At 67.6% G+C, this 26,525-nt stretch carries 19 protein-coding genes; 11 read left to right on the top strand and 8 right to left on the bottom strand.

Features of this window, described 5'->3' with window-relative positions; all coding sequences use genetic code 11:
* Positions 1 to 7 precede the first annotated feature (7 nt).
* The gene (locus C0J29_RS14920) at positions 8 to 1,519 is read right to left on the bottom strand and encodes a DUF4185 domain-containing protein (RefSeq protein ID WP_065164446.1); all 1,512 of its coding nucleotides are present in this window, start codon (positions 1,517 to 1,519) and stop codon (positions 8 to 10) included.
* 267 nt (positions 1,520 to 1,786) lie between these two features.
* Here C0J29_RS14920 and glgX point away from each other — a divergent pair, with 267 nt between their 5' ends.
* The 6 genes from glgX (at position 1,787) to C0J29_RS14890 (ending at position 7,973) form a co-directional block, all read left to right on the top strand.
* Positions 1,787 to 3,997 carry a glycogen debranching protein GlgX gene (gene glgX / locus C0J29_RS14915; protein ID WP_082978338.1) on the top strand — a complete coding sequence of 737 codons (2,211 nt, stop codon included), beginning with the start codon at positions 1,787 to 1,789 and terminating at the stop codon, positions 3,995 to 3,997.
* 124 nt (positions 3,998 to 4,121) lie between these two features.
* Positions 4,122 to 4,898, top strand: a complete 777-nt coding sequence (locus tag C0J29_RS14910) for a sensor domain-containing protein (RefSeq protein WP_065049438.1) — start codon at positions 4,122 to 4,124, stop codon at positions 4,896 to 4,898.
* Positions 4,899 to 5,084: 186 nt separating this feature from the next.
* Complete coding sequence (locus C0J29_RS14905; RefSeq protein ID WP_065049436.1) at positions 5,085 to 5,360, top strand: DUF4235 domain-containing protein; 276 nt, start codon at positions 5,085 to 5,087, stop codon at positions 5,358 to 5,360.
* Between the two features lie 142 nt (positions 5,361 to 5,502).
* Positions 5,503 to 6,396 carry a DUF1295 domain-containing protein gene (locus C0J29_RS14900; protein WP_162951474.1) on the top strand — a complete coding sequence of 298 codons (894 nt, stop codon included), beginning with the start codon at positions 5,503 to 5,505 and terminating at the stop codon, positions 6,394 to 6,396.
* Positions 6,393 to 7,517, top strand: coding sequence for an FAD-dependent oxidoreductase (locus C0J29_RS14895; RefSeq protein WP_120792794.1), 1,125 nt, complete (start codon positions 6,393 to 6,395; stop codon positions 7,515 to 7,517). The genes C0J29_RS14900 and C0J29_RS14895 overlap by 4 nt, the downstream gene beginning before the upstream one ends.
* A gap of 12 nt (positions 7,518 to 7,529) precedes the next feature.
* Positions 7,530 to 7,973: a nuclear transport factor 2 family protein gene (locus C0J29_RS14890; RefSeq protein ID WP_120792793.1), complete on the top strand. Its 444-nt coding sequence runs from the start codon at positions 7,530 to 7,532 to the stop codon at positions 7,971 to 7,973.
* Here the strand turns inward: C0J29_RS14890 and C0J29_RS14885 are convergent.
* From C0J29_RS14885 to C0J29_RS14870, 4 genes are read right to left on the bottom strand one after another with little or no spacing between them, the layout of a single operon-like run.
* A complete protein-coding gene (locus C0J29_RS14885) occupies positions 7,912 to 9,243 on the bottom strand; it encodes an acyltransferase family protein (RefSeq protein WP_120792792.1) in 1,332 nt (443 codons plus the stop codon). The two genes, C0J29_RS14890 and C0J29_RS14885, sit on opposite strands and share 62 nt — an antisense overlap.
* A 57-nt stretch (positions 9,244 to 9,300) precedes the next feature.
* On the bottom strand, positions 9,301 to 11,661 hold the full coding sequence (locus tag C0J29_RS14880; protein WP_370530914.1) for a Tex family protein: 2,361 nt from the start codon (positions 11,659 to 11,661) through the stop codon (positions 9,301 to 9,303).
* 54 nt (positions 11,662 to 11,715) lie between these two features.
* A complete protein-coding gene (locus C0J29_RS14875) occupies positions 11,716 to 12,195 on the bottom strand; it encodes an SRPBCC family protein (RefSeq protein WP_065164452.1) in 480 nt (159 codons plus the stop codon).
* A gap of 4 nt (positions 12,196 to 12,199) precedes the next feature.
* On the bottom strand, positions 12,200 to 14,035 hold the full coding sequence (locus C0J29_RS14870; RefSeq protein WP_065164453.1) for a serine/threonine protein kinase PknE: 1,836 nt from the start codon (positions 14,033 to 14,035) through the stop codon (positions 12,200 to 12,202).
* Between the two features lie 270 nt (positions 14,036 to 14,305).
* Here C0J29_RS14870 and C0J29_RS14865 point away from each other — a divergent pair, with 270 nt between their 5' ends.
* Positions 14,306 to 15,739: a PPE family protein gene (locus C0J29_RS14865; RefSeq protein ID WP_065164454.1), complete on the top strand. Its 1,434-nt coding sequence runs from the start codon at positions 14,306 to 14,308 to the stop codon at positions 15,737 to 15,739.
* A 67-nt stretch (positions 15,740 to 15,806) separates the two neighbouring features.
* Here C0J29_RS14865 and C0J29_RS14860 read toward each other — a convergent pair whose 3' ends face one another.
* On the bottom strand, positions 15,807 to 17,984 hold the full coding sequence (locus C0J29_RS14860) for a glutamine synthetase III family protein (protein ID WP_120792790.1): 2,178 nt from the start codon (positions 17,982 to 17,984) through the stop codon (positions 15,807 to 15,809).
* Positions 17,985 to 18,171: 187 nt separating this feature from the next.
* On the opposite strand from C0J29_RS14860, the gene C0J29_RS14855 reads away from it, so the two are divergent.
* The 4 genes from C0J29_RS14855 (at position 18,172) to C0J29_RS14840 (ending at position 22,209) form a co-directional block, all read left to right on the top strand.
* Positions 18,172 to 19,608 (top strand): WS/DGAT/MGAT family O-acyltransferase, encoded by a 1,437-nt coding sequence (locus C0J29_RS14855; RefSeq protein WP_065049417.1) that lies wholly within the window; start codon positions 18,172 to 18,174, stop codon positions 19,606 to 19,608.
* A gap of 9 nt (positions 19,609 to 19,617) precedes the next feature.
* Positions 19,618 to 20,883 carry an APC family permease gene (locus C0J29_RS14850; protein WP_277950721.1) on the top strand — a complete coding sequence of 422 codons (1,266 nt, stop codon included), beginning with the start codon at positions 19,618 to 19,620 and terminating at the stop codon, positions 20,881 to 20,883.
* A 48-nt stretch (positions 20,884 to 20,931) separates the two neighbouring features.
* Positions 20,932 to 21,675: a VIT1/CCC1 transporter family protein gene (locus C0J29_RS14845; RefSeq protein WP_065164458.1), complete on the top strand. Its 744-nt coding sequence runs from the start codon at positions 20,932 to 20,934 to the stop codon at positions 21,673 to 21,675.
* Between the two features lie 78 nt (positions 21,676 to 21,753).
* Entirely contained in the window at positions 21,754 to 22,209 is a 456-nt protein-coding gene (locus C0J29_RS14840; protein WP_065049733.1) for a pyridoxamine 5'-phosphate oxidase family protein, read from the top strand.
* Between the two features lie 9 nt (positions 22,210 to 22,218).
* Here C0J29_RS14840 and C0J29_RS14835 read toward each other — a convergent pair whose 3' ends face one another.
* Both C0J29_RS14835 and C0J29_RS14830 read right to left on the bottom strand, forming a co-directional pair.
* The gene (locus C0J29_RS14835; protein ID WP_242460439.1) at positions 22,219 to 24,153 is read right to left on the bottom strand and encodes a serine/threonine-protein kinase; all 1,935 of its coding nucleotides are present in this window, start codon (positions 24,151 to 24,153) and stop codon (positions 22,219 to 22,221) included.
* 130 nt (positions 24,154 to 24,283) lie between these two features.
* Complete coding sequence (locus tag C0J29_RS14830) at positions 24,284 to 26,512, bottom strand: MMPL family transporter (RefSeq protein ID WP_120792789.1); 2,229 nt, start codon at positions 26,510 to 26,512, stop codon at positions 24,284 to 24,286.
* Positions 26,513 to 26,525: the final 13 nt, after the last annotated feature.

Genomic DNA, 26,525 nt, shown 5'->3' with positions numbered 1-26,525 from the left:
AAGCCCCTTAGCCAAGCGAGGTGTGCATCAACATCACGTCGTATGCCGACCACAGCGACAGGTTGAAGTACACGTCCTTGCCTGTCGTCCACGGGTGCATCATCGGTGCGTAGACACCGCCCGGCATCTGGAAATTGGACACCAGCAGGTGCTCCGGTCCGTAAGGGCCCTGCGGAGTGGGCGCGGTCCTGGCCACCACGTCGTTGGCGCCGTTGGTATACATCACCAGGTACTGCTTGAGATAGGTGTTGTACTGGGCGGACATCTCGGCGACCGGGCCCGGGATGACCGGGGTCGCCGCCGACGGCTTGTTGGGCACCCAGGAGTTCGAATCGCCGTTCCAGTACTCGTATTTGGTGAGGTCCGGAATGAAACGCGGCTGCACTCGCGACAGGTGCGCCGCGCCGCCACGCCCGTTCGGTGTGCCGAACGAGTACAGGTAGCCGTCGCTGCCCTTGAGATAGGCCCCCATCTGGAAGTTCTCGTTGCCCTCGACGTACGGAACCCGCGCGGCGTCGGGCCCGTTGGCGCGGATCGTGCCGGGATACACCGACCAGGTCTGGCCGTTGTCGGTGGACATCGCGACGCCGGAGTAGTTCGTCCACCATTCGCCGTCACGGCCCCAGTCCTTGATGGACATGAAGTTGATGTACTGGGTTTTGCCGACGGAGATGGCAGCGGTCGGAATGATTCCGGTTTCTTCCCTGGCGTATTTGATGCTGTTGATGACCTGGCGGGAGAAGCCCGGCTGCTGGGTCGGCGAGCCCGCGTACCTGTTGCTGGGGTCGCCGGTCGCCACGTGCAGGCCGTGCGACAGGTCCTGGTCGTTGCTGCGGAACAACACGTTGTAGCGCCACTGGTCGCCCTTGACCGCGCAGTAGCCGAACGTGTCACCGAAGGCCATGAGTACCTGATGGTTGGCGGGATCGCCGTTGTCCCAGAGGATTCCGAGGTCCGTTCCGGAGATGCCGAACCGTTCGAGGGTCTTGTTCGGGCCGTCCGGGCCGGTCACCCATTCGACCAGCGAGGTGTTGGAGCCGCCTAGTGCGCCGTCGGCTTCCGGTGCCCCGGCTGGTGGCGCCGGCGCCGGCGCCGGGTTGGGGGCCGGGACGGCGGCCCCCTCCGGGGCGGGCGCCAACTGACCCGCCGCCGGCTGCTGACCGGCGGCCGGCGGAGCGGGAACCGGTGGTGCCGGGTTGGCGCCCGGGACGAGCGCCTGCTGCTGCATCGGCGCGGAGTAACGCTGGCCCGGTTGCAGCACACGCTGCAACGGACCCAACCGCGGCAGCGGTGCGCGGTCATTGGCGCCGCGGGGCCGCTTGTTCATGGGGCCGAGCACCTTGCCGCCCGGGTTGGTCACGACGGCGTTCGCCGGCGGCGGGACGTTTGCTTCGGGCGCGCTGCAGGGCAACGCGTGCGCCTGCGGGCCGAGGCCGGGCACGAGGCTGACCGGAAGGATCAATCCGACAGCGGCCGTCGCTGCCAGCGATACCGAAACGAAGCGAGGAATCGCCGACATGTCACACCTTTCCAATGGCCGGACGCCGCATTGACGTCCGCATGGGTTGATGTGACGATAGTGAGCAATGGGGTTGTTGTGACCGCTGAGCAGTCAATAGGTATGCGTCCGTGACCGTGTCGCAACCCTCTCCGGAACTCCGAAAGCATTTTTCACTGAGCACGTTTCGGGCACCCGCGCAGACTGAGAGCGATCTCATGCTTAACCCGGCCCGGCAACGGATATACAGAGCGCGACCGCCGGTGTTCCAGTTCGGTCAATCCGTCAATGTCAGGAGGCACGGTGGTTAATGTCAGCGCTGAGCAGACCGCGGCACCGGGGGTCGCAGCCGAATCGGGCCACGCCGACGATCGGCCGGAGGTGTGGCCGGGCAAGGCCTACCCGCTGGGATCGAGCTACGACGGGTCCGGCACCAATTTCGCCGTGTTCAGCGAGGTGGCCGAGCGGGTCGAGTTGTGTCTCTTCGACGATGACGGCTCGGAGACCAGGATCGCGCTCCCTGAGGTGGACGGATTCGTCTGGCACGCGTTCCTGCCCAGCGTCCAGCCGGGTCAGCGGTACGGATTCCGGGTGCACGGCCCCTACGATCCCGCCAACGGCCACCGGTGCAACCCCAACAAGTTGCTGGTGGACCCGTACTCGAAGGCGATCGACGGGTCATTCCAGTGGGACCAGTCGTTGTTCAGCTACAACTTCGGCGAGCCGGACAGCCGCAATGACGACGACTCCGCGGCCAACATGCCCAAATCGGTGGTGATCAACCCATACTTCGACTGGGGCGTGGACCGCCCGCCCGGCCACGAGTACGCCGACAGCGTGATCTACGAGGCGCACGTCAAAGGCCTCACCCAGACCCATCCCGCCATCCCCGAACGGATTCGCGGCACTTACTCCGCGATCGCGCACCCGGCGATCATCGAGCACCTGACCAGTCTGGGCGTGACGGCGATCGAGCTGATGCCGGTCCACCACTTCGCCAACGACTCGACGCTCATCGAGAAGGGTCTGTCAAACTACTGGGGCTACAACACAATCGGGTTCTTCGCGCCCGACTTCAAGTACACCGCCAGCAACACACCCGGTGGCCAGGTCCAGGAGTTCAAGGCCATGGTGCGCGCGCTGCACGAGGCCAACATCGAGGTGATCCTCGACGTCGTCTACAACCACACCGCCGAAGGGAACCACATGGGCCCCACGTTGTCGATGCGCGGCATCGACAACGCCGCCTACTACCGGTTGGTCGACGACGACAAGCAGTACTACATGGACTACACCGGCACCGGCAACAGCCTCAACGTGGGCCATCCGCACACCTTGCAGCTGATCATGGATTCGCTGCGGTACTGGGTCACCGAGATGCATGTCGACGGATTCCGCTTCGACCTGGCCTCCACCCTGGCCCGCGAATTCTATGATGTCGACCGGCTGTCGGCGTTTTTCGAACTCGTGCAACAGGATCCGATCGTCAGCCAGGTCAAGCTGATCGCCGAACCATGGGATGTCGGCCCCGGCGGCTATCAGGTGGGCAATTTTCCGCCGCAATGGACCGAGTGGAACGGGAAGTTCCGCGACAGCATCCGCGACTTCTGGCGCGGCGAGGACGCCATCCTCAGCGAATTCGCCTCCCGGATCAGCGGATCGGCCGACCTGTACGAGCACACCGCCCGGCGGCCGGTGGCCTCGATCAACTTCGTCACCGCTCATGACGGATTCACGTTGCGGGACCTGGTGTCCTACAACGAGAAACACAACGAAGCCAACGGCGAGGACAACAACGACGGCGAGTCACACAACCGGTCCTGGAACTGCGGCGCCGAGGGCCCGACCGACGACCCGGAGATCAACACGCTGCGGGCCCGGCAGCAACGCAACTTCCTGGCGACAACGATTCTGTCGCAAGGGGTTCCGATGATCTGTCACGGCGACGAGCTGGGCCGCACCCAGAACGGCAACAACAACGGCTTCTGCCAGGACAGCGAGCTCACCTGGATCGACTGGGACAACGCCGACAGCGACCTGATCGAGTTCACCCGGGCGGTGACGGCCGTCCGGGCCGCGCACCCGGTCTTCCGCAGGCGGCGTTTCTTCACCGGTGCACCGGTCCGCATCCGCGGTTCCGAAGGTTTACCCGACATCTCCTGGTTCCGGCCCGACGGTTCGGAGATGAGCGACGAGGACTGGGATTCCGGCTTCGGCAAGTCGGTGGCGGTCTTCCTGAACGGTCTGGGGATCCCGGGCACGGATTCCCGGGGACAGCGCATCACCGACGACTCGTTCGTGTTGTGCTTCAACGCTCACCACGAGCCGATCGAATTCGTGCTTCCCCCTGACGAATTCGGACCCGGCTGGCGCCCCGTGCTGGACACCGCCGCCGGCACCGGCCAGGTGGAGAACGCCGACGCGCTGCCGCCGCAGGGCAAGGTCACGGTCGAGGGACGCGCGGTGGTGTTGTTGGAGCAGACCCAGCGCGAAGAGTAGCGGGCGCTGACGAACCTGTTCCCCCCGGCGCGTCCCGGCAGTATGCTCAGGCCGCCAAATGCGGCAGACGCGCCGGGGAGTCGCGGATTGCTTGCACACCAACGACAAGCAAGAAGGACAGGTTATGCGCTCCCTCACCGCAGCCGTCTCCGTTGCCGCCGCCGGATTACTCGTCGCCGCCTGTGGTGGCGACCACGACAGCGGCACCGCGTCATCATCATCGAGTTCAGCAAGCGGCTCGGCCGCCAGCTCGCAGTCGTCCAAGCCGCCCGTCGCCCAGGCGGCACTGACCAACCTGCTGCTCACTCCGTCGGAGATCGACGCCGCCTTGGGCACCATGGGAATGGCGATCAGAGACAAGTCCGACAAACTGGCGGACGACGGCAACAAGCAGTACCCGCAGGGCTGGAAGTGGCCCGCCGAGTGCCTGTATGCCTACGGCCCAGGCGAGAACCCGGTCTACGCCGGCAGTGGCTTCACCGGGGCGACCGGGCGGGACGACAGCGCCACACCGGCGACCCCGGGATCCAAGGACATGGACCCCGAGGCCGTGCAGTACCTGGTGGTGTTCCCATCCGCGACCGAGGCCAAGGCATTCTTCGACGCCTCGTCCAAGGCCTGGCCGGCCTGCGCGGATCGCTCCCTCGTCGTCCCGGCCGACCCCGGCGGCGCCGAAATCACCTGGAAGATCGGACAGGTCGGTTCAGCCAACGGCGTGCTCACCACCACCATCTCGGTCAGCACGACCGACAACGGCACCGCGGTGGGCGGGGCCTGCCAGCGGGCCCTGACCGTGCGGAACAACGTGGTGATCGACGTCAGCGGCTGCGGGCCCAAAGACCCGGGCGACGCCGGCGTCAAGCTGGCCACGCAGATCGCCGGCAAGGTCGACAAGCAGTAGGTATCGCTACGGGCAGCGGGATGTCCACGTGGAAGCTGCCGGGCCCCGTGACCGCCGACTGGCGGTGCCCGGCGGCGACCGCGGGTTGGCCTGGGAGCGCGGTTTCGCAGGCTTCGGGCGGAAGCGTTGGATGACGGGCGGATTGGGGAACACCGGTATCAACACCCGCACAAGCAAAGGACAGTCATGAGCGCAAAGTCCAAAGCCCTGTACCTGCCGCTGTCGATGGCCACCAGTGTCACCGGCGGTCTGCTGGCCGGCGCCGTATTCAGTCAGGTGTGGAAACGCTTCAGCGACGATGACCAGGCACCGCCCGACCCGAAAGACCTGAGCAACTCCACCCGCTCCGCCCTGATCGGCGCCGGCCTGCAGGGGCTGATATTCGGCGTCGTCAAAGCCGCGGTCGACCGGGCCGGCGCCCGGGGCTACCGAGCCGTCACCCACGAGTCCCCCGCACCCTGACGGGAGACTCCGTCATCGGTAGAACGTGTTACAGTTTTGCCTACCGTAGCCGGGAGCCCGGGCCAACCGGGCCATGCGCTGAAGGAGACCCGGATGACGTGTGCTCGCCGAAAAGCGCAGTGGCAGAAATGAACTCGGCTTCATGACGGCAGCGGTGAGCAAGGCGCGATCCCTGACACTAGTCACCCTGGCGTATGTGATCGCGATCGGCGTGGCCGCCGGCTGGCTGGCGTGGGGCCCGCACACCGGACACCTGTGGCTGGACACCCTGATCGCCGATGTCCTGGCCACCCTGGTGGTGTTCGTCTTCAGCCGGGTCTACCGCAATTCCAGCTTCTACGACGCGTACTGGAGCGTCATACCGCCGCTGCTGATGTTGTATTGGTGGAGTCAGGCCGGGCCGGGAGTCGACCAGCTGCGTTGCTGGTTGGTGTTCGTGGTGATTGCGGTGTGGGCGGTGCGGCTGACCGGAAACTGGGTCTACGGTTTTCCCGGCCTGCACCACGAGGACTGGCGCTACCCGATGTTCAAACAACGTGCGGGGCGTTGGGAATTGGTCGTCGACCTGGTTGCCATCCACCTGATCCCCACCCTGCAGGTGTTTGCGGGCATGCTGCCGGTATACGTCTGCGTCACCCGCCCCGGCGCGGATATCCGCTGGCTCACCCTCGTCGCGTTCGTGACCGGGTTGGCAGCGGTCGCCCTCGAATTCGTGGCCGACGGGCAGATGCACCGTTTTGTTCGCGAGGCACGCGCCGGTGCGGCGATGGACCGCGGACTGTGGAGCTGGTCGCGGCATCCGAACTACTTCGGCGAGTTCGGTTTCTGGTTCTCCCTGGCACTGTTCGGAGTGGCGGCTGCGCCGTCGTCTTGGTGGTGGTTGTTCCTCGGAGCGGCGGCGATGCTGGCCATGTTCCTCGGCGCCAGCATCCCGATGATGGAGACCCGCAGCCTGGAGCGGCGCCCGGAATATCAGCGCGTCATCGACCGGGTGTCGCGCTTCGTGCCCCGTCCACCGCGGAAGGTGGCCGCATGAGCCGCAAGCGGGTGGTGATCGCGGGTTTGGGCGATGTGGGCGTGCTGACCGCGATCCGGCTGGCCCCGCACTTCGAGGTGGTCGGGATTTCGGCCAAACCGGGGCTGGTCAGCGGCCAGGAACTCGGCGTCCGACTCGCTCGTCCGGACGATTGGGCGCGGGATTACTGGATTCCGTTCGACAGGTTCCGCAAGTTGGACCGGGTACGGACGGTGCAGGCCGAGCTGACCGGCGTCGACCTCGCCGGACGAAAGGTGTTCGGACGTGCTGAGGACGGCACGCCGGTCGCCGAGGCGTACGACGCCCTGGTCATCTCCACCGGTGTCAGCAACGGCTTCTGGCGGGAGCCCTCGCTGCGGTCCGCAGCTGAAATCGGCGCCGGCCTCTACGCGGCACACGAGCGGATGGCAACGGCCAGATCGGTGATCGTCATCGGCGGCGGCGCGGCGGCGGTCAGTAGCGCCGTCAACATCGCCACCACGTGGCCTGATAAGCAGGTCGATCTGTACTTCCCGGGGGACCGTCCGCTGCGCGAATACCATCCGCGGATCTGGAAGCGGGTCGCCCACCGGTTGGCCGATCTCGGCGTGGGCCTGCACCCGGGCCATCGGGCCGTGATCACCGACGATTTCGCCGGCGACGAGATCACCAGCGAGCCGGTGCGCTGGAGCACCGGACAGACGCCCGCGGTGGCCGACGCCGTGCTGTGGGCGATCGGCCGGGTGCGTCCTAACACCGACTGGCTGCCGCCGGAACTGCTCGATGAGGGCGGATTCGTCCGGGTGACGCGACAACTTCAGCTACCCGGCCACCCCGAGGTGTTCGCGGTCGGTGATGTGGCGGCGACCGATCCGCTGCGCAGCTCCGCGCGAAATCGCGGAGATGGGTTGGTAGCGCGCAACATTCGCGCCGTGTTCGACGACCGCCCGCTGCGTTCCTTCAAAGCGCCGGGGCGGCGCTGGGGGTCGCTGGTCGGAGTCCAGCGCGACGGGTTGGAGGTGTTCTTCCCGACCGGGCACGCCTTCCGGTTCCCGCTGTGGTCGGTCGAGCACGTGGTGATGCCGCTGATCGTGCGCTGGGGAATGTACCGCGGCATCCGCGAGAACCGCCCCTTCGGGTGAACCGCCGCGACCGTGGAGATCTGGGAACTCGTTGCGCGCGAACAGATTCGCAACACGTTGGCACGGTACAACTGGTCGGGTGACGCCGGCCGGGTCGACGACCTCGCCGCCACGTTCTGCGTCGACGGCCTGCTCGAGATACGCGGCGCACGGTCGCTGAGCGGCAGGTCCGAGATTGCCGGTTTCCTGCGCGGCGTGACGGCCGATGTGGCCACCACCGCCGGCGCGAACAACAGGCCCGTCGTCCGGCACATCCTGTCCAACGTGCTGTTCGTTGAGCTCACTGCCCAGCGGGCGCACGTCTGGTCGTACTTCACCGTGGTCACCCGGGTCGGGCTCGACCACCTCGGCCGCTACCGCGACGTGCTCGTTCCCGCCGAAGGCACTTGGCTGATCAAGCAGCGGACGGTGTCGACCGACTGGGCGGCACCGGCATCTCAGATGGCTCGCGACTGACTACCCGCGCGATCGCCGCCGCGGCCAGGAAGCCGGCCAGGGAGGCCCATCCGTCGGCACCGGCCAGACCGTTCTTGGCCATCAGCACCAGGGCGACCCCCGCGACGCAGATCAGCCCACCGGCGACCACCGACCTGCTGCCGGCGGCTCGGACCGGCGCGTCCCACCAGGGCAGGCGCCGGTGCTCGAGCGGTGAGAGCAACCGGAACAGCAGAGCCATGACGGCGGCGAACACCACCGCGCGCAGTGCGAGCAGGGCCCAGAATCCCGGGGCGTGCACGTCGTAGGCGTCCAGGCCGACGGCGTTCAGGCCGACGGCGGCGATGGCGATCGCGGGAATGTGCCACAGATAAAGCGTCATCGCTCCCCCGTTGCCCACGGCCACGGCGCGCCAGACCCGCGGACGCTGCGCCCAGCGGCGGATCGGCGCCGCCGCGGCCACGAACGCGCAGGACATCCAGGTGCAGTGCAGCGCCAGCAACAGCGTCGGCGGCGACACGTTGGACACCTGCTCCGCGCCGGTCACCACCAGCGAAACCTCGTATGTCCCGGCGAGCGCGAGCGCCACCTGCGCGGTGAGCGCCGACACCGCGACCACCAGTGCCGCCCGGACACTGATCAGCCCGCGAGCGTAGGCAACGCCGATCACCACCGGAATCAACCAGACGACAAGGAAATTGGCGACGCCGGATTCGGGCGTTCCCGCCGCGAAACGGATCTGGTCGAAGATCTCCGCGGCCGCGAGCAGACCCGCCACCGTCACCACGACCGCACGCCCCGACCGCAGCCGGGTCAGCGCCGGAACGAACGCAAGCACCACCAGGTAGACGCCGAGAAACCACAGCAGCGCCACACATTCGCGCCCGAGCCCATCGGCGGATTCGTCCCCGACGGTGACCCGCACCACCAACAGCGCTACCGTCCACGCGGCCAGATACCAGAACACCGGCCGGCACAGGCGCTGCGCCCGGGTGACAAGCCAGGAACCCCAGGCAGCGCCGGAATGCCAGCCGTAGGCGCCCGCGGCGCCGCCGGCCAGGAAGAACAGCGGCATCACCTGAACAACCCAGGTCACCGGCGCAATCGCGGGAATAGCGCCGAGCAGGTTGCCGATCCGGACGCCGCCGGAATCGATGGTGGCCAGCAACAGCGCGCAGTGGCCGAACATCACCACCACCAACGCGGTCAGTCGTGCGACGTCGACGGCGCGGTCGCGCTTGGGGTCGGATGCGAGCACAGCAGCATCAGGCAGGGAAGTAGCGAGGGGCATTCGTCCAGCATGCCCAGCCGGTGGTGCAGCCGGATGAGTAGTACTACGCGTCGGAGTTCACCGCCCGAGGCCGGCCCCGAAGCCGGCATCGCGCAGGGCCTGCGCCATCGAATTGCCCGCCGACTCGGGTGCCTTGCGTGCGGATTTTCGCGGTTGCTGCGAAATACGTTGCGCGGGAGCGCTTTTACCTCCGGCACGGGGCGCCGATTCCCGGCCTGGCCGCTTGTCGCGCTGCGGCTGGTCACCCAGACGCAGGCTCAGCCCGATGCGCTGACGTTCGACGTCGACCTCCATGACCTTCACTCGCACCACCTGACCGGAACGGACAACCTCGTGCGGGTCTGACACGTAGCGTTCGGCCATCGCGGAGATGTGCACCAGTCCGTCCTGGTGCACACCGACGTCCACGAAGGCGCCGAACGCCGCCACGTTGGTGACCACGCCTTCCAGCACCATGCCCGGCTTGAGGTCGGCGACCTTTTCGACCCCGGCCGCGAACGTCGCCGAGGTGAAGGCCGGTCGCGGGTCGCGACCCGGCTTTTCCAGTTCGCCGAGAATGTCGGTCACGGTGGGAATGCCGAACCTGTCGTCGGCGAAATCGGCGGGGCGAAGCCTGCGCAAGGCACGCTCGTCGCCGATGATCTCGGCCAGGGTGACACCCGAGCGGTCCAGGATCCGCCGGACCACCGGGTAGGCCTCCGGGTGCACACCCGAGGCGTCGAGCGGATCGTCGCCGCCGCGAATGCGCAGGAAGCCCGCACACTGCTCAAAAGCCTTGGGCCCCAACCGGGGAACGTCCAGCAAGGCGCGCCGGTTCGCGAACGGGCCGGTGTTGTCCCGGTGAGCGACGATGGCCTCGGCCAGCGATTCGGAGATGCCCGACACCCGCGCCAGCAGCGGCACCGAGGCGGTGTTGAGATCCACGCCGACGGCGTTGACCGCGTCCTCGACCACCGCGTCCAGACTGCGGGCGAGGATTCCGGGTGTCACGTCGTGCTGGTACTGCCCGACGCCGATGGACTTCGGCTCGATCTTCACCAGTTCCGCGAGCGGATCCTGCAGGCGCCGGGCGATCGACACCGCGCCCCGCAGGGTGACGTCGAGATCGGGCAGTTCGTGCGCCGCGTAGGCCGAAGCGGAATACACCGATGCGCCCGCCTCGCTCACCATCGCTTTCGCCGGAACCTGGGAGCCGCCGGCTGCCCGGATGTCCGCGATCAATTCGCTTGCCAGCGCATCGGTCTCACGCGAGGCCGTGCCGTTTCCCACCGCGATCAGCTCGACTTTGTGGCGGGCGACCAGCGCGGCGAGGGTCGCCTTGGCGGCAGCCCATTGCCGCTGTGGCTGGTGCGGATAGATGGCGCAGGTGTCCAGCACCTTGCCGGTGCGGTCGACCACCGCCACCTTGACGCCGGTGCGGAATCCGGGATCCAGTCCCAGCGTGGTGCGGGCCCCGGCGGGCGCGGCAAGCAGCAGGTCCTTGAGGTTCTTGGCGAACACCGCCACCGCCTCCTCTTCCGCTCGCTGGCGCAACCGCATGCGGGCATCGACCGTCGCGGAGAACATCAGCCTGGCCCGCCAGGCCAGGCTGACGGTCGTGGAGAGCCACCGTTGGGCCGGCTGCGGCGCACCCGACAGGTCAACATCGAGGGTCCGCGCGATCATGGCCTCGTAGAGGTCGTCCGGCCCGCCGTCGAAGCTGAACGCCAGCGCCTTCTCCTTCTCACCGCGCAGCACCGCCAACACCCGATGGGACGGCATGCTCCCCAGCGGCTCGGAAAAGTCGAAATAGTCGCGAAACTTCTGTGCCTCAGCGCTTTTCGCCGCCTCCTCGGACCACGGTGTGGTGCGCAGCGCGGCCCGTCCCCAGAACGTCTCCCGGATCGCGCCGACCAGTTCGGCGTCCTCGGCGGCCCGTTCGATCAGGATGTGCCGGGCGCCCTCCAGCGCGGCCGCGGCATCCGCGACATCCGGGAAGTCGTCACCGGCGAAGTCCGCCGCCACCGCTTCGGGCACCAGCGCCGGATCGCTGAGCAGCCGGTCTGCCAGCGGCTCCAATCCCGCCTCGCGGGCCGCCTGCGCTTTGGTGCGGCGCTTGGGCTTGTACGGCAGATAGATGTCTTCGACGCGGGCCTTGGTGTCCGCGGACAGCAGCGCGGCCTGCAACTCGTCGGTCAGCTTGCCCTGTTCGGCGATCGACGCGAGCACGGCGGACCGCCGTTCGTCGAGCTCCCGCAGGTACCGCAGCCGCTCCTCGAGAAGGCGCAGCTGCCCGTCGTCGAGGCTTCCGGTGGCCTCTTTGCGGTAGCGGGCGATGAACGGCACGGTGGCGCCCTCGTCGAGCAGCTTGACCGCGGCGATCACCTGGGGCAGCTCAACCGCCAGTTCCTCAGCGAGACGGGCGTTTACGGTTTTGATGGCGGCTGTCGGAGTCACGCGGAGGACCCTACCGAACACCTCCGACAGCGCCCGTCAACCGGGTCCGGCGCGCCCCCGTACGGTCCGGTCCAGGATGCCCAGCGTGGCGCGGAGCGCGCCTTCGGAGATGACCGGGAAAATGCCCGCGTCGCGCCACTGCTGGTCGATGTTCGACCAGTCGTAGAACGAGGTGACCACGGTGCCGTCCTCGGTGGGTTGCAGGCGATAGCCGTAGACGTGGCCGATCTGCGGGCGGATCTGTCCGAGGATGGTCCAGGCGATCAGCCGGTCCTGCTCGAACTCGGTGATCTCGACCGTCACGTCGTACTTTCCCAGTTGCGGAAAGTCGTTCAGCGACTCGCGGTCCATGTGGACCACGAACGTGTCGCCGACGGCCGTCACCGGATCGCCTTCGGCGTCCTGCAGCATCCCCGACGAGTCGATGGCGACGTGCCCGCGCGGATCACAGAGCAGCGCGAAGATATCCGCGGCGGGCGCGGCGATGGTGCGGTCGGTTTCAATGCGTTCGGTCATCGGCTCATCCGATCAGTTTCGTCAGCCAGTTGGGATTCTGCAGGTCCACGCCGCTGCTGCCGTCCCACACGAAGGGGGTGCCGTTGGCGTTGAACCCGGCCAGCGACGTGCTGGCGTTGTCTGCCTTGGTTTGGGCAGTACCGAGGTCGGCACCCGACTTGATGCAGTTTGTCGCGGTGCTGTTGGCCCCGACGGTCTGGGCCAGGTGCGCCAGTTCCGCATCGGTGCGGTCGGCGGGCGCGTTCTCCTGCGGCTGGAACTCACTGCCGAACAGGGCAGCGTAGAAGCCGGTGTAGACCTTCGGGTCATTCTGCGCCGCAACACAATACGATGCAGCGACGGCGCGGGTCGAGTAATTCTTGGTGTGTGACTGCTCGTCGAGGAAGTTCAGCAGGTGATAGCGCACCGCGAGCTTCTTGTTGTTCACCGCGGTGTCGATGTCGCTGGCATAGGACCTGATGAACGCACCGCACGGCGGGCAGATCGGTTCGTTGAAGACGTCGATCGTCGCGACGGCCGCCGAACTGCCGATGAACACGCCGTCATTGAGGACGTTGAGTTGCACCGCATCCGGAGCCGTCGGCGCCGTCGACGATTTGGACGGCGAGGCCGACCGCTTGGGGTGGGAGAACCCGATGATCACCCCGCCCGCGACCGCCACGATCACGGCGATCGCGAGCCCCGCCCACACGTAGGGCTTACGCAGCAGACCGGTCCCGCGCGGCGGCGGTGGTTGGCCCCATGGGGGCACCCCGGTGTTGCCGCCCGGCACCGCTCCCCAGCCGTGGGTACCGGCCCATTGCGCCGGCGCGGGACCGCCCTGCCCGGCGGGTTGCGTTCCCGGCTGCGGTGTCGGAGGTCCCGGCGGTGTCGGCCAGGGTGTTCCTTGCGACATCGCAGGCGGCGCGGTGGCCGGGAAACTTCCGGGCGTCTGACCCGCGAACTGGGGCGGCAGTTCCCCGACCTGGCTGCGTTCCAGGATGTCGGCGGCCCGGTCCTGGTCGGGCGTCGCCAGCGCCGCATAGGCCGCCGCCGACAGGTCTCCGCAGGTGGGATGACGGTCGGCCGGATCCTTGGCCATGCCCCGGGCGATGACGTCGTCGAGGGCCGCGGGAATTCCCGGCCGCGCCACGCTGGGCCGCGGCACGGGCTGGTTGAGATGCGAGCCCATCACGCTGAGCTGGTCGCCCCGGTAGGGCGGGCTGCCGGCCAGGCACTCGTACAACACACAGGCCAACGCGTAGATGTCGGCCCGGTAGGTCACTTCGGCCTCGCCGAAGCGCTCCGGGGCCATGTAGTACAGGGTCCCGACCGTGCTGCCGATCTGCGTGAGCTTCTCGTCGGACCCCGCGCTGGCGATGCCGAAATCGACCAGGTACGCGAAGTCGTCGGCACTGACCAGGATGTTTTCCGGTTTGACGTCGCGGTGGGTCACTCCGGCGGCGTGTGCTGCGTCCAGGGCGGCACCGATCTGGCGAATGACCGCCACGGCGCGCGGCGGGGTGAGGGGGCCGTAGCGCTTCAAGATGGCGGCCAGGTCTTTGCCGTCGATCAGGCGCATGTCCACATACAGCTGGCCGTCGATCTCGCCGTAATCGTGGATCGGCACGACGTGCGGCTCCTGCAAGCGTCCCGCGGTGCGGGCCTCGCGTTGCATCCGGGAGCGAAAGACCGGGTCCTGTGACAGCGATTGCGACATCAGCTTCAGGGCGACGACGCGCTCACGCACGGTGTCCTCGGCCTCGTACACGTCGCCCATGCCGCCGCGCCCGACCAGCCGCCGCAACCGGTACGGCCCGAACTGCGTCCCCACCCGCGAACCCTCGGAGGTGTCACCCATCGCCGACTATTCACCCGCCTTCCGCACAGCTATCCGACCCGAGGCGCCTTCGCGCCCCCGACCATGACCTGCGCCGGACACGAGTACGCGGTGGCGTGCCAGGCATAAGGCTAATGGTTTCCGCAAGGACCAGGCGTGCTTTGCCGGGCGAACGGGACACGTCCTAGGCAGTTGATGTGAAACCCAGATAGGGCACGCTAACTTTTGTTAGGTTACCCAATGCTAACTTCTGATTTCAGATGAGCGCGTTGGCTACCGAGGAGATACCCGATGACCGTATGGATGGCAGCACCGCCCGAAGTGCACTCCAGCCTGCTGTGCAGCGGTCCGGGACCCGGATCGGTGCTGGCCGCGGCATCGGGCTGGCAGGCGCTCAGCACCGAGTTCGCCGCGGTGGCAGCCGAGTTGACGGCGCTGCTCGCCTCGGTGCAGGGCGGTACGTGGGACGGCCCGACGGCATCGCGGTACGCGGCGGCCCACCTGCCGTATCTGGACTGGCTTACCCGCGCCGGCGTCAAGAGCGCGGAGGCAGCGGCGCAGCACGAAGCGGCCGCGGCCGCCTATACCGCCGCGCTGGCGGCCATGCCGACGCTTGCCGAACTGGCCGCTAACCATGCCCTGCACGGTGTGCTGGTCGCGACGAACTTCTTCGGCCTCAACACGATTCCGATCGCGCTCAACGAAGCGGACTACGTCCGCATGTGGATTCAGGCCGCGACGACAATGACCGTGTACCAGACGTTTTCGGCATCCGCGGTGGCGGCGGTGACGCCCACGGACGCGGCTCCGCCGATCGCCACCGCGGAACCGGCCAAATTCGCGCCCACCGATCCCATCGAAGAAGCGCTGGCCTGGTCCGAACACTTTTCGAGCATGTACCGGGTGCTGAAGGGACTTGTCACCAACCCGTTCGGGACGGTGCTGCAGATCATCACCGACTTCGCCACCAACCCGGCGGCGGCGATGACCACCTGGTTGCCGCTGATCTACGTGTTCGCCTACGCCGCGACATTCGCCCTGTTGGGATCGCCGATGTACGCCGTCGTCGCGGCACCCGGGTCCGCCGCGATCCCACTCGCTCTGGGCCTTTCGGCGCTGTGCGCCTTTCCGGCAATCGCGGCGGAAACCGGCGGCGAAGCGGCTGTCGCGGTCGCCGAAGGCGTGGTGCCCGTCGCCGGACTCCCGGTGACCGCGGCGGCACCGGCGGCACCGGCACCCGGCGCTGCCCCTGTCCCGCAGGCGTCGGGCGCGTCGGCCACGACCGGTGCCCCCCCGGCCACGCCCAGCCCTGGTGTCGCCTATCTCGTCGGCTCGGGTCCCGACTCCGGTCCGACGCTCGGACCCGTCCTGCACACCCGGGCGACCGCAAGCGCCCCTGCCGCACGGATCGCCGCGCCGTCCGCGGCTGCCACCGCAGGCAATGTCCGGCACCGCCGGCGACGCCGAGGCGACCTCGGCAGCCGTGGCTACCGTGACGAGTTTCTTTCCCTGGACGATCAGGCGGACCTTGTCGAGCCTCCAGCAGAACCGTCGGCCCAACCCTCGGGCGCGGGCGCCGGATCGCTCGGATTCACCGGCACCGCAACGGTTTCCGGCATCGATAATGCCAGCGGGTTGACCACGCTCGGCGGGAATTCCGGCACCGACGCGCCGACCGTCCCGATGATGCCCACCACGTGGGTTGACCCGGGTCGCCGGGCGTGAGAGCCGGGAATCACCAGTTCCGCTGTTGCGGCCGGCCCTCACGCCCGACGAGGTCTCTGCAATCTTGTCACAAGATGAAGAGCATCTCCTGGTAGGTGGGCAATGGCCAAAGGTCATCTGCCACAATGCCTTCCAGGGCATCAGCCGCGGCCCGCACCGCCTCCATCGCCGGAAGCAGCTCCTTCTGGGCGTGTGTAGCCTCATCCATTGCGGAGCTCGCCGAGTTGCCGGACAGCGCCGCCTTCAAGGTCGTCAACGCGGTTGTCAGGTCGGCCAGCGGAGCCGAAACCGCTTCCAGCGCAGCGGTGCTGGCTTCGACACCGGCTGCTTTCAAGGTGGCGACGTTCTGGGCGAGCTCGGTCTGGTAGCGCACGGCCGCTGGCAGAATGACGGTCGTGCCCATCTCCAGCGCCAGCTTCGCCTCCACTGCGATGGTCAGCGCGTACTGCTCCAGTCGCACCTCGTAGCGGCTGTGCAACTCACGCTCGTTGAAGACGCCGTACTTTTCGAAGACAGCCACCGCCTCCGGCTTGATCAGCTCCGGGATGGCGTCCAATGTTGTTTTGAGGTTGGGTAATCCGCGCTCGGCCGCCTCGATCTGCCAGTTCTCGGAATACCCGTCACCGTTGAACACAACGGCGCCGTGCTCGGTGATGACATCGGTGAGCAATTTCTGCACCGCGGCGTCGAAATCCTCCCCGTCGGAGACCGCCTGCTCGAGGATCGTCGCCATGTAGTCGAACGAGTCGGCCATGATCGTGTTCAGGATGATCATCGGCACGGCGACCGTCTGACCGGATCCCGGTGCCCGGAACTCAAAACGGTTGCCGGTGAACGCGAACGGGCTGGTGCGGTTGCGGTCGCCGGCATCGGTGGGTAGCGGCGGCAGGGTGTCGACGCCGATGATCATGGTGCCCTTGCCCTTTGACGACGTCGCCGCGCCCTTGGCGATCTGCTCGAACACGTCGGCGAGCTGCTCGCCGAGGAAGATCGAGATGATCGCGGGCGGCGCCTCGTTGGCGCCCAGGCGGTGATCGTTGGTGGCGGAGGCCACCGACACCCGCAGCAGTCCGGCGAACTTGTGCACGGCGCGGATCACCGCGGCGCAGAACACCAGGAACTGTGCGTTCTCGTGCGGAGTGTCACCCGGCACCAGCAGCGACCCCAGCTCGGAGTTGCCCACCGAGAAGTTGACGTGCTTGCCCGACCCGTTCACTCCGGCGAACGGCTTCTCGTGGAACAGGCACTCCATGCCGTGCTTCTTGGCGATCGTCTTGAAGATCGTCATCAGCAACTGCTGATGGTCGGAGGCGATGTTGGCCCGCTCGAACATGGGCGCCACCTCGAACTGGCCCGGGGCCACCTCGTTGTGCCGGGTCTTGGCCGGGATGCCGAGTTTGAACAGCTCCCGCTCGGTGTCCATCATGAAGCCCAGGACCCGCTCGGGCACCGCGCCGAAGTAGTGGTCGTCGAATTCCTGTCCCTTGGGCGGCTTGGCGCCGAACACGGTGCGCCCGGCGTTGATCAGGTCGGGCCGCGCCAGGAAGAAGTGCCGGTCGACCAGGAAGTACTCCTGTTCGGGACCGCAGAAGGACACGACCTTGTTCAGTTCCTGGTGCCCGAACAGCTTGAGGATGCGTTCGGCGTGGATGCCCATGGCCTGCTGGCTGCGCAGCAGCGGGGTCTTGTAGTCCAGCGCCTCTCCGGTCATGGAGACGAAAACGGTGGGGATGCAGAGCGTGTTGCCGTTCGGGTTTTCCAGGATGTAGGCCGGGCTGGTGACGTCCCAACCGGTGTAGCCGCGCGCCTCGAACGTGCTGCGCAACCCGCCCGACGGGAAGCTGGACGCGTCGGGCTCGCCCTGGATCAGCGTCTTGCCGGCGAACTCGGCCAGCGTCGCGCCGTCGGAGACGGGCTCCAGGAAACTGTCGTGCTTCTCCGCGGTCAGGCCGGTCATCGGGTAGAAGACGTGCGCGTAGTGGGTGGCGCCCTTCTCCAGCGCCCAGTCCTTCATCGCCACCGCGACCGTGTCGGCGACGGCGGGGTCGAGCGGAGCGCCCTTCTCGATAGTGGCCACGATCGACTTGAAGACCGATTTCGGCAGCCGCGCCTGCATCTCGGCCTTGGTGAAGACGTTGGAGCCGAAGATCTCGCCCGGAGCTTCACCCGGTACAAAACTGATCGCCGGGGGTACATATGCCTCGACATTGTTGATCGCCTGCAGGCGGACCGCGTTTCCGCTCAATGGAGTTCCTATCGCTTCACTACCCGGCCCAAAAGCCGGCTTCAAAGGGGGGTCCGTGGCTGATCGCTTGACGGACGCTAGACCGCCTCACCGTAGGTAGGTTCGATGGCAATCCTGTTACGCAGGCGTCAACGGTGGCGCAGCATTGGTTTCGAACGTGAGACGCGAAGCATGAAGGGGGCATGACGTGCAGCAGCTGAGTTGGAGCGACGACATGATGCTGCGGGCGGAAGGCCCCGCGACGCCGTTGCAGATTCAGATGCTGCTGATCTATGACCCGTCCACCGCGCCGGGCGGGAAAGTGACCTTCAAGGGCATCTTGGAGGAGCTGGACGCCAGGCTGCATCTGGCCGATGTCTTCCGCCGGCGTCTGACCGAGCTGCCGGGCGGCCTGCACATGCCGTACTGGGTGGAGGACCCGAACTTCGACCTCGAATACCACGTGCGCCACATCGGGCTGCCGCAACCCGGGGACTGGCGGCAGCTGTGCATTCAGGTCGCCCGGCTGCATGCCCGGCAGATCGACCTGCGCCGTCCGCCGTGGGAGATCACCGTCATCGAGGGACTGAACGCCGTGCCCGGCGTGCCGAAGGGTTCCTTCGCGATGGCGCTGAAACTGCATCACTGCGCCGTCGACGGGATGGCGAGCGTCCAGATGATCGCGGCGTTGCACGACCTGGCCGCCGACAGCCCGCGGCCGCCGGGCCCGGACCGGCCCTGGCGGCCGGCTCCGCTACCGTCGACGTCAGACCTGTTGTCCCGCACCGCAGTCAACGCGGCGCTGTACCCGGTGCGGGCCGGCAAGGTGGTGCTGTCGAGTGCACCGCAATTGGTCCGCGGCCTGGCCGCATTGCCGGTCAAGCTGGTCGGTGGTCTGGTGAGCAGCGTCGCCGACGGCAACCGGCCCGCTTTCCCACCCAAGACGCGCTTCAACGAGACGGTGTCGCCGCATCGTGTTTTCGAGGCCCGGTTTCACGACCTCGCCGACTTCAAGAAGATCAAGGCCCGGGTGCCCGGCGCGACCGTCAACGACGTCGCGCTCGCCTATGTCGGGGGTGCCTTGCGCCGGTACCTGGCCGGCCACGACGAGCTTCCTGAAGAGTCGCTCGTCGCGGCGTGCCCGATCTCGCTGCGCGAGGCCGGTGATACCAGCGGCAAGGGAAACATGCTGGCCGGACGGCTGCAGACGCTGGCAACCGACATCGCCGATCCGCTCGAACGGCTGGCCGCCATCGCCGAGTCGACCGCGCAGAGCCGGTCGGAAGCCGAGCAGACGACCAGGACGCAGATGCTCGAGCTGGTGGCGACATTGCCGACGGCGCTGCTCGGGGTCACCGCCAAAGCCGCCAGCGTGCTTCCCTTCTCGGGCCCGACCGTCGCCAACACCACCGTCACCAACGTGCCGGGCCCCACCCAGCCGATCTACTTCCGCGGCGCCCGGCTGCTGCGTGCCGCCGGACTCGGGCCACTGATCGGCGGTCTGAACCTGTGCCATGTGGTCGCCAGCTACAACGGGATTCTGTCGATCAGCGCCACGGCGGACCGCGACGCGCTGCCCGACCCGGCCCGCTACGCGCAGTGCATGGACGAAGCCTTCGAGGAGTTGCTTGCCGCAGCGGGATAGCGTGGCCGGGTGACGAGCGACGGCCCGCCTCCGAATCGGCTGCGACGCAGCCTGGGTGTCGGCGACGCGGTGGTGATCGGGCTCAGTTCGATGATCGGTGCCGGGATCTTCGCCGCGCTGGCGCCGGCCGCGCGGGCCGCGGGGGCCGGTCTGCTGATCGGGTTGGCGGCCGCCGGTGTGATCGCATACTGCAACGCCTCGTCGTCGGCGCGGTTGGCCGCGCTGTACCCCGCCTCCGGCGGTACCTACGTCTACGGACGTGAGCGGTTGGGCGAGTTCTGGGGATACCTCGCGGGCTGGGGTTTCGTCGTCGGCAAGACCGCCTCCTGCGCGGCGATGGCCCTGACCGTCGGGACTTACGCCTGGCCCGCCCACGCGCACATCGTGGCGGTGATGTCGGTGCTGGCCCTGACCGTCGTCAACTACCTCGGCGTCCAGAAGTCGACGTGGCTGGCGCGGAGCATCGTCGCGACCGTGTTACTCGTGCTGATGGCCGTCATCATCGCCGCGTTCGGATCCGGACCGCCCGATCTCGTCACGAATCTCACCACGCTGCAAGGTATTTCGGCAGGCGGCGTGCTGCAGTCGGCGGGGCTGCTGTTCTTCGCGTTCGCCGGCTACGCCCGCATCGCCACCCTGGGCGAGGAGGTTCGTGACCCGGCCCGCACCATCCCGCGGGCGATTCTGGTCGCACTGGCGGTCACGCTGGCGTTGTACGCCGCCGTGGCGGTCGCCGTGCTGGCAGTGCTGGGACCGCGGCGGGTCGCCGCGACGGCCACGCCCCTGGTGGATGCGGTGCGCGTGGCGGGCGCCGGCTGGCTGGTGCCGATCGTGGCCGTCGGTGCGGTACTCGCGGCCCTGGGGTCGCTGCTGTCGCTGCTGTTGGGGGTCTCGCGGACCGCCTTGGCGATGGCCCGCGACCGCCATCTTCCGCATCAGCTCGACGCGGTGCATCCGCGGTTCGCGGTGCCGCATCGGGCCGAGATTGCGGTCGGAGTGGTGGCCGCCGCGTTGGCGGCCGCGGTCGACCTGCGCGGCGCGATCGGATTCTCGTCATTCGCGGTGCTGGCCTACTACGCGATCGCCAACGCATCCGCCTTCACGCTGCGGCCCGGGGAAGGTGCGCTGCCCAAGGTCATTCCGGTGTTGGGGGCGCTGGGCTGCGTGGTGGTGGCCTTCGCGCTGCCGGCGACGTCGGTGATCGCAGGCACCGCGTTCCTCGCCGTGGGCGCGCTGGTGTTCTGGGTGCGGCGCCGGCCGCGCCGGGGTTGGTGAGCCTGCGCTTGCTGGCGGGACTCGCGCTGGTGCGGTTGGCTTTACCCCGTGGTTGACGAACAGCAGAGCCGACAAGAACGTCAGCAGGGGCATCATCCCTCCGAGCCGCACCGCGAAGGCGCGTCCGGCCGGTTGAACTGGCTGCGCGCCGCGGTGCTCGGCGCCAACGACGGCGTGGTCTCCGTCGCCGGCATCGTGGTCGGCGTTGCCGGGGCGACGGCAGCCCGCGGTCCGATCTTCACGGCCGGATTGGCGGGCCTGGTGGCCGGCGCGGTGTCGATGGCGTTGGGCGAGTACGTCTCGGTGTCCAGTCAGCGCGACAGTGAACGGGCGCTGCTGCACAAGGAGCGCCACGAACTGCGCGACACTCCCGAGGCGGAGTTGGCGGAGCTGACCGCCATCTACCAGGCCAAGGGCCTGTCGCCCGCGACCGCGGCGAGGGTGGCGAAGGAACTGACCGCCCATGACGCGTTCGCCGCGCACGCCGAGGCCGAATTGCAGATCAATCCCGAGGAGCTGACCAATCCGTGGCATGCCGCGGCGGCATCGGCCGGTTCTTTCATCGCTGGAGCGTTGCTCCCGCTGGTGGCGATACTGCTCCCCCCCGCCGCGTGGCGGGTGCCCGTGACGTTTGTCTCGGTATTGATCGCCTTGGCCGTGGCGGGTGCGCTCAGTGCCCGGATCGGCGGTAGCAGCGTGCGCCGCGCGGTGCTGCGCGTGGTCATCGGCGGGGCCGCGGGGCTGGCATTCACCTACGGCGTCGGGCACCTTTTCGGCACCGCGGTCACCTGACGCGTACGGCTTTTGGTCACCCGCAGAAGAGGACCTTTGGCAGGCGCGGTGGCGCGTCTCGTTCAATAGGCTGTGGGCATGACGTATGAGAGCCAGGACCACGTTGGCGGCACCATTCTGTCCGCGCACGAATGCTGGCAGCTGCTGGCGAGTATGACGTTGGGCCGCTTGGTCACCGCCGTCGACGGGCGTCCCGAGATCTTCCCGGTGAACTACGTCGTGCAGCGCAAGACCATCCTGTTCCGGACCGCGGGAGGCACCAAGTTGGTCAGCACCGCGATCAACAACAACGTGGTGTTCGAAGTGGACGATCACAATGTCGCCCAGGGCTGGAGCGTGATCGTCAAAGGCACCGCCCGTTCGGTGCGCAGCGACGACGACATCGCGGAGGCCGAACGCGCCCACCTGCTGCCGTGGACGGATTCCGAGAAGTCGCACTACGTCCGGGTGATACCGGAATCGGTGACCGGCCGGCGATTCCAGTTCAGCCCGCCGGCGCAGCAGCGCATCGCGTCGACTTCCGAGACCCGCTAGCTCGCTGCCTCAGTCGCCGGTGCGCGTGAGGGTCACCTGGACGTCGGTGCTGGGGCAGCCACCGCTGAGTTCCTCGTGGCCATTGCCGCTGAGTGTCATGATCGGGTCTTGCGGTGGCTGCGGAAGGGCAAAAGGCACAACGATTCTCACATGTGTGTTGCGGCCTCGCCCACATGTGCCGTCGAATTCGCGGTCATAGTTCCAGGTTCCGTCGGCGTAAACCAAAACCATGGCGGTGGCCGGCGCGGTGTGTAGCAGGCTCACGCACCGATCACCGGCGCGCAGGCAGTCGGTCCGGACAACGTAGTCGCCCTGATCTTTGAAACCGTTCGGCTGGACCGACAAAAGGTGATACCGGCCGCGCAGCGCTGCTGCCGGCGACGTCACCCGCGGCGGCAGGGCGGCCGGATCCGGCAGGCTGTTCACGTCGGCGTCTCCGGTGCGGGTGAAGGTCACCGTCCGCTTGTTCGCGCAACCTTTGGCCATCGTCTGGGTCGCCTCACCGGCCAGCGTGCCATCCGGCCGGGCCTGCAGCGTAAACGTCTCCCACACTTCACCTTCGGCTGTACCGCAGTTGGTCGAACCGACACTGACCGCCACCCACGTCCCATCCACCTGGTCGAATACGATCTGGGGCACCTGCATGGTCTCACCGCCGTACCGGGTCGCGGTTGCCACGCATCCGGCGGTACCGCATACCGATCGCACTGACCATGTTTCGCTGGTCGGCGGCACCGGCTTCTCAGCACGCTGGCCGTCGACGCCGGTTACCACCCCGAACTCGACCTGGTAGGAGCCGGTGAACGGCCCCGTGTTGGGTGCGGGGGTTGTGGTGGTGGGCGAGGATTGGGCGACCGGGGTCCTGGCCGCAGAGTTCGAGCGGTAGTGGGAGATCAGCTTCTCCCCCGCGATGATCCCGCCGCCGATGAGCAGTGCGATGCAGAACAGAGCGGCGGCCACGACGCGCGTGCGTCTGTTGCGACCGTCGGTGGTTCGCGGCAGAGCGGGCAGTGTGTCGCTCAGCGAGGGTTGCGTCGGGTACTGCAGGACCGGACCGCCCGGAAGCTCACCGGCGTAGGCGAAGCCGGGAGCCGGATGCCCGGCCAGGTGGTTGGCGAACTCTTGGCAGCTGCCGAATCGGTGCGCCGGGTCCTTCGCCATCGCGGTGGCGAAAACCCAGTCCAGCCCGGCCAACTCGGGACGCAACGCCCCGATCGCGGGCGGCGGGGCGCCGACGTGCCGACTGATCACCACCGCGGAATTGGCGTCGTCGTAGGGTGGTGCACCCGTCAGCAGATGAAATGCGGTGCAGGCCAACGCGTACTGATCGGCACGCCCGTCGACCGGCTCGCCCCGCAGTTGCTCGGGGGCGGAGTAGTTGACCGTCCCTACCGTCATGTTCGTGGAGGTGAGTCCGATCACGTCGTCGATGCGCCGCGCGATGCCGAAGTCGGCGAGGAAAACGCCCCGCGGTTGCGGGCCGTCGTCTTCCAGCAGAATGTTGGCCGGCTTGACGTCGCGGTGCAGCAGGCCCCGCTGATGGGCATGGTCCAGCGCCGAGGCCACCGCGCCGATGATGCGGACGACCTCAGCCAAAGGCATTCCGCCGCAGAATCTTCCGCGCAGCAGGCGGGCCGCGTCGGTCCCGGCGACATAGTCCATGGAGAGCCATAACTGGCCATCGTGCTCGCCCCGATCGTGGACCTGGACGATGTGCCGATGCGAGAGGTTGGCAGCCAACTCGGCTTCCCGCTCGAAGCGGGCGCGATACACCGGGTCGCCGCCCCACTGTGCCGGCAACACCTTGAGGGCATTCTCGCGCGGCAGCCGCGGGTGGGCCGCCAGGTATACCGTGCCCATACCACCGGCGCCCAGCACCCGGATGATCCGGAATCCGGCGAATATCTGCCCGGTCGTCAACGTCAGCGGGTGAGTGGTGTCCACGATGTCTTTCCTTCTGCGTTGCGGTTAAGCCCTGCCGGGGCCGCCCGATGGGCCGGCATACCTACCCTGCCGCGCAACGCTTGCCGCATCTTGTCGCAATTCTTGCGAAATTCTTGCGGCACAAACCGCCTCAACCAGTTTGCGGAGGTTCCTCGCTCAGCCCGAAACGCTCGTGCAGGCGAACCAATGGCTTCGGTGCCCACCAGTTGAACCTGCCCAGCACACGCATGAACGCCGGCACCAACAACATGCGGACCAGAGTGGCGTCGGCAACCACCGCGACCGTCAAGCCGAATCCGAACAGCCGCATGAACGAAACCTGCGCGGCCATCAGGGCGGAAAATGAGATCGTCATGATCAGCGCCGCGGCGGTGATCACCCGCGCGGTGTGCGCCAGGCCGAGCGCTACGCTCTCCTCATTGGCGCCCGGACCCTGATCGGATGACAGCCAGTACTCCCGGATCCGCGAGATCAGGAATACCTCATAATCCATCGACAGGCCGAAAGCGATGCAGAACAACAGAACCGGCAACTCGACACCCAGTGTGCCGGTGGCCGCCGTGCCCAGGCCGCCCAGGTGTCCCTCTTGGAAAACCCACACCAGCGCCCCGAACGCGGCGGTCAGCGACAACGTGTTCATGAACAGGGCTTTGACCGGCAACACCGCACTACCGGTCAACAGGAATACCAGCACCAGGGTGATCGCGGCGATGAGCGTCAGTACCACCGGTAGCCGGGATGCGATGGCGTGCACGCTGTCCCGATTGCTCTGCGCCACACCGGTGAGCCATGCGGGTCTGCCCTTCGGTGTGGGGACGGCATGCAGCCGGTCCAGCTGGGTGGTTGAGGCGCTGGTGTACAGCGGCGCGGTGGTGCCTACGGTCAGGAAGGCGCTGCCGTTCCTGATCCCGTAGGGCGCCGAGGGCGGGCCGAACCGTCGGCCGTCGACGAACGTGCCACCCAGCCAGCCCACCCATTTCACCTCGGGCACCCGCGAGAGCTCAGCCGCATACGAATCGAGTTCGGCGGCACTGAGATTGGCTGCGTCCGGCAGCACGACGGTGATATCGGGCACGCCCCGGTCCGGGAAGTCGTTGCGCAGCAGATCGCCCACCTGGCGGGCCGAGGCCGAGGTGGGCAGGATCCGGTCGTCCGCGAAACCCCACCTCGCACGGTGAAACGGTGAGCCCAACAGCAACAGCACGGCGATGATCGCGATCCCGATGGGCAGTGCGTGGCGCATCACGGTTTTGGCCCAGTCGTACCAGGTTCGCCGCTGCCGAGCTTGGCTGCGGCCGGCGCTGCCCCAGAAGATCCGGCGCAGCAACGGGCGCACATCCCAGGAATCCAGACGGCGGTCCAGCAGCACGATCGCCGCGGGCGTCACGGTGATCGCTGCGGCCGCGGCCAGTGCCACGACCGCTGATCCGGCGTAGGCGAAGGATTTCAGGAAGTACGGCGGGAAGAACACCATCGTCGACATGGCCAGCGCCACCGTCATCGCTGAGAACACCACGGTGCGGCCGGCCGTGGCCATGGTGCGGACCAGCGCATCCTCCCGAGTCTGGCCCGCTGCCAGCTCATCCCGGAATCGGCTGAGAATCAGCAGGGTGTAGTCCACTGCCAGCGCCATGCCCATCGCGACCGAAAGGTTGAGGGCGAAGATCGACACGTCGGTGAACAGCGCGATGGTGCGCAGGCAGGCGAGTGAACCCAGGATCGCGAAGATGCCGACGGCAACCGGCAGCGCCGCCGCGACCAGGCCGCCGAACACCCAGACCAGCACGACAAAGCTCAGCGGCAGCGCCACCGATTCCATCAGGAACAAGTCCTTTTGGGTCTGCGCGTTCACCTGCCAGGAGACGGCGGCGTCACCCCCGGCACGCAACGTGACCCCATCCCGGTCGTGGACGAGTTCGTCGGACAGTCGCATGGCGTTCTGCTGGGCCTTGCCTTCACCCCCGCCGACGGCAACCACGATCAGGCCCGTCTTTCCGTCCTTGCTGAAGAAGGCCGGTGCCGCTTCCGGCGGCGCGGTCCAACCCGACTGCACTTCGCGGACGTCCGGCGAATTCTTCAGCCGCCGAACAACATCGGTGCCGACCGCTTTGGCCTGCGGTCCGTTCGCGCCGCCCGGCGAGGTCACCGCGATCACCAATGTCGTGTCGCCCCGGTCGAATTTACGGGACAGCAGCTCGGTGGCCTTGGATGATTCCGCGCCGGGGTCGAGTCCTCCCCCGCCCGAAAGTTGCTTGACCACCGGAACTCCGAAGATTGCGGCGCCGACCATGACGAGCAGGGCCACGGAGACGATCCGCCGCGGGAACGCGATGGCAAGGCGACTGATCCGGTACAGCACGGCGATACCTTCC

The sequence above is a fragment of the Mycobacterium paragordonae genome, assembly GCF_003614435.1.
Taxonomy (GTDB): domain Bacteria; phylum Actinomycetota; class Actinomycetes; order Mycobacteriales; family Mycobacteriaceae; genus Mycobacterium; species Mycobacterium paragordonae.
This window is presented reverse-complemented; position numbering and strand designations above follow the sequence as displayed.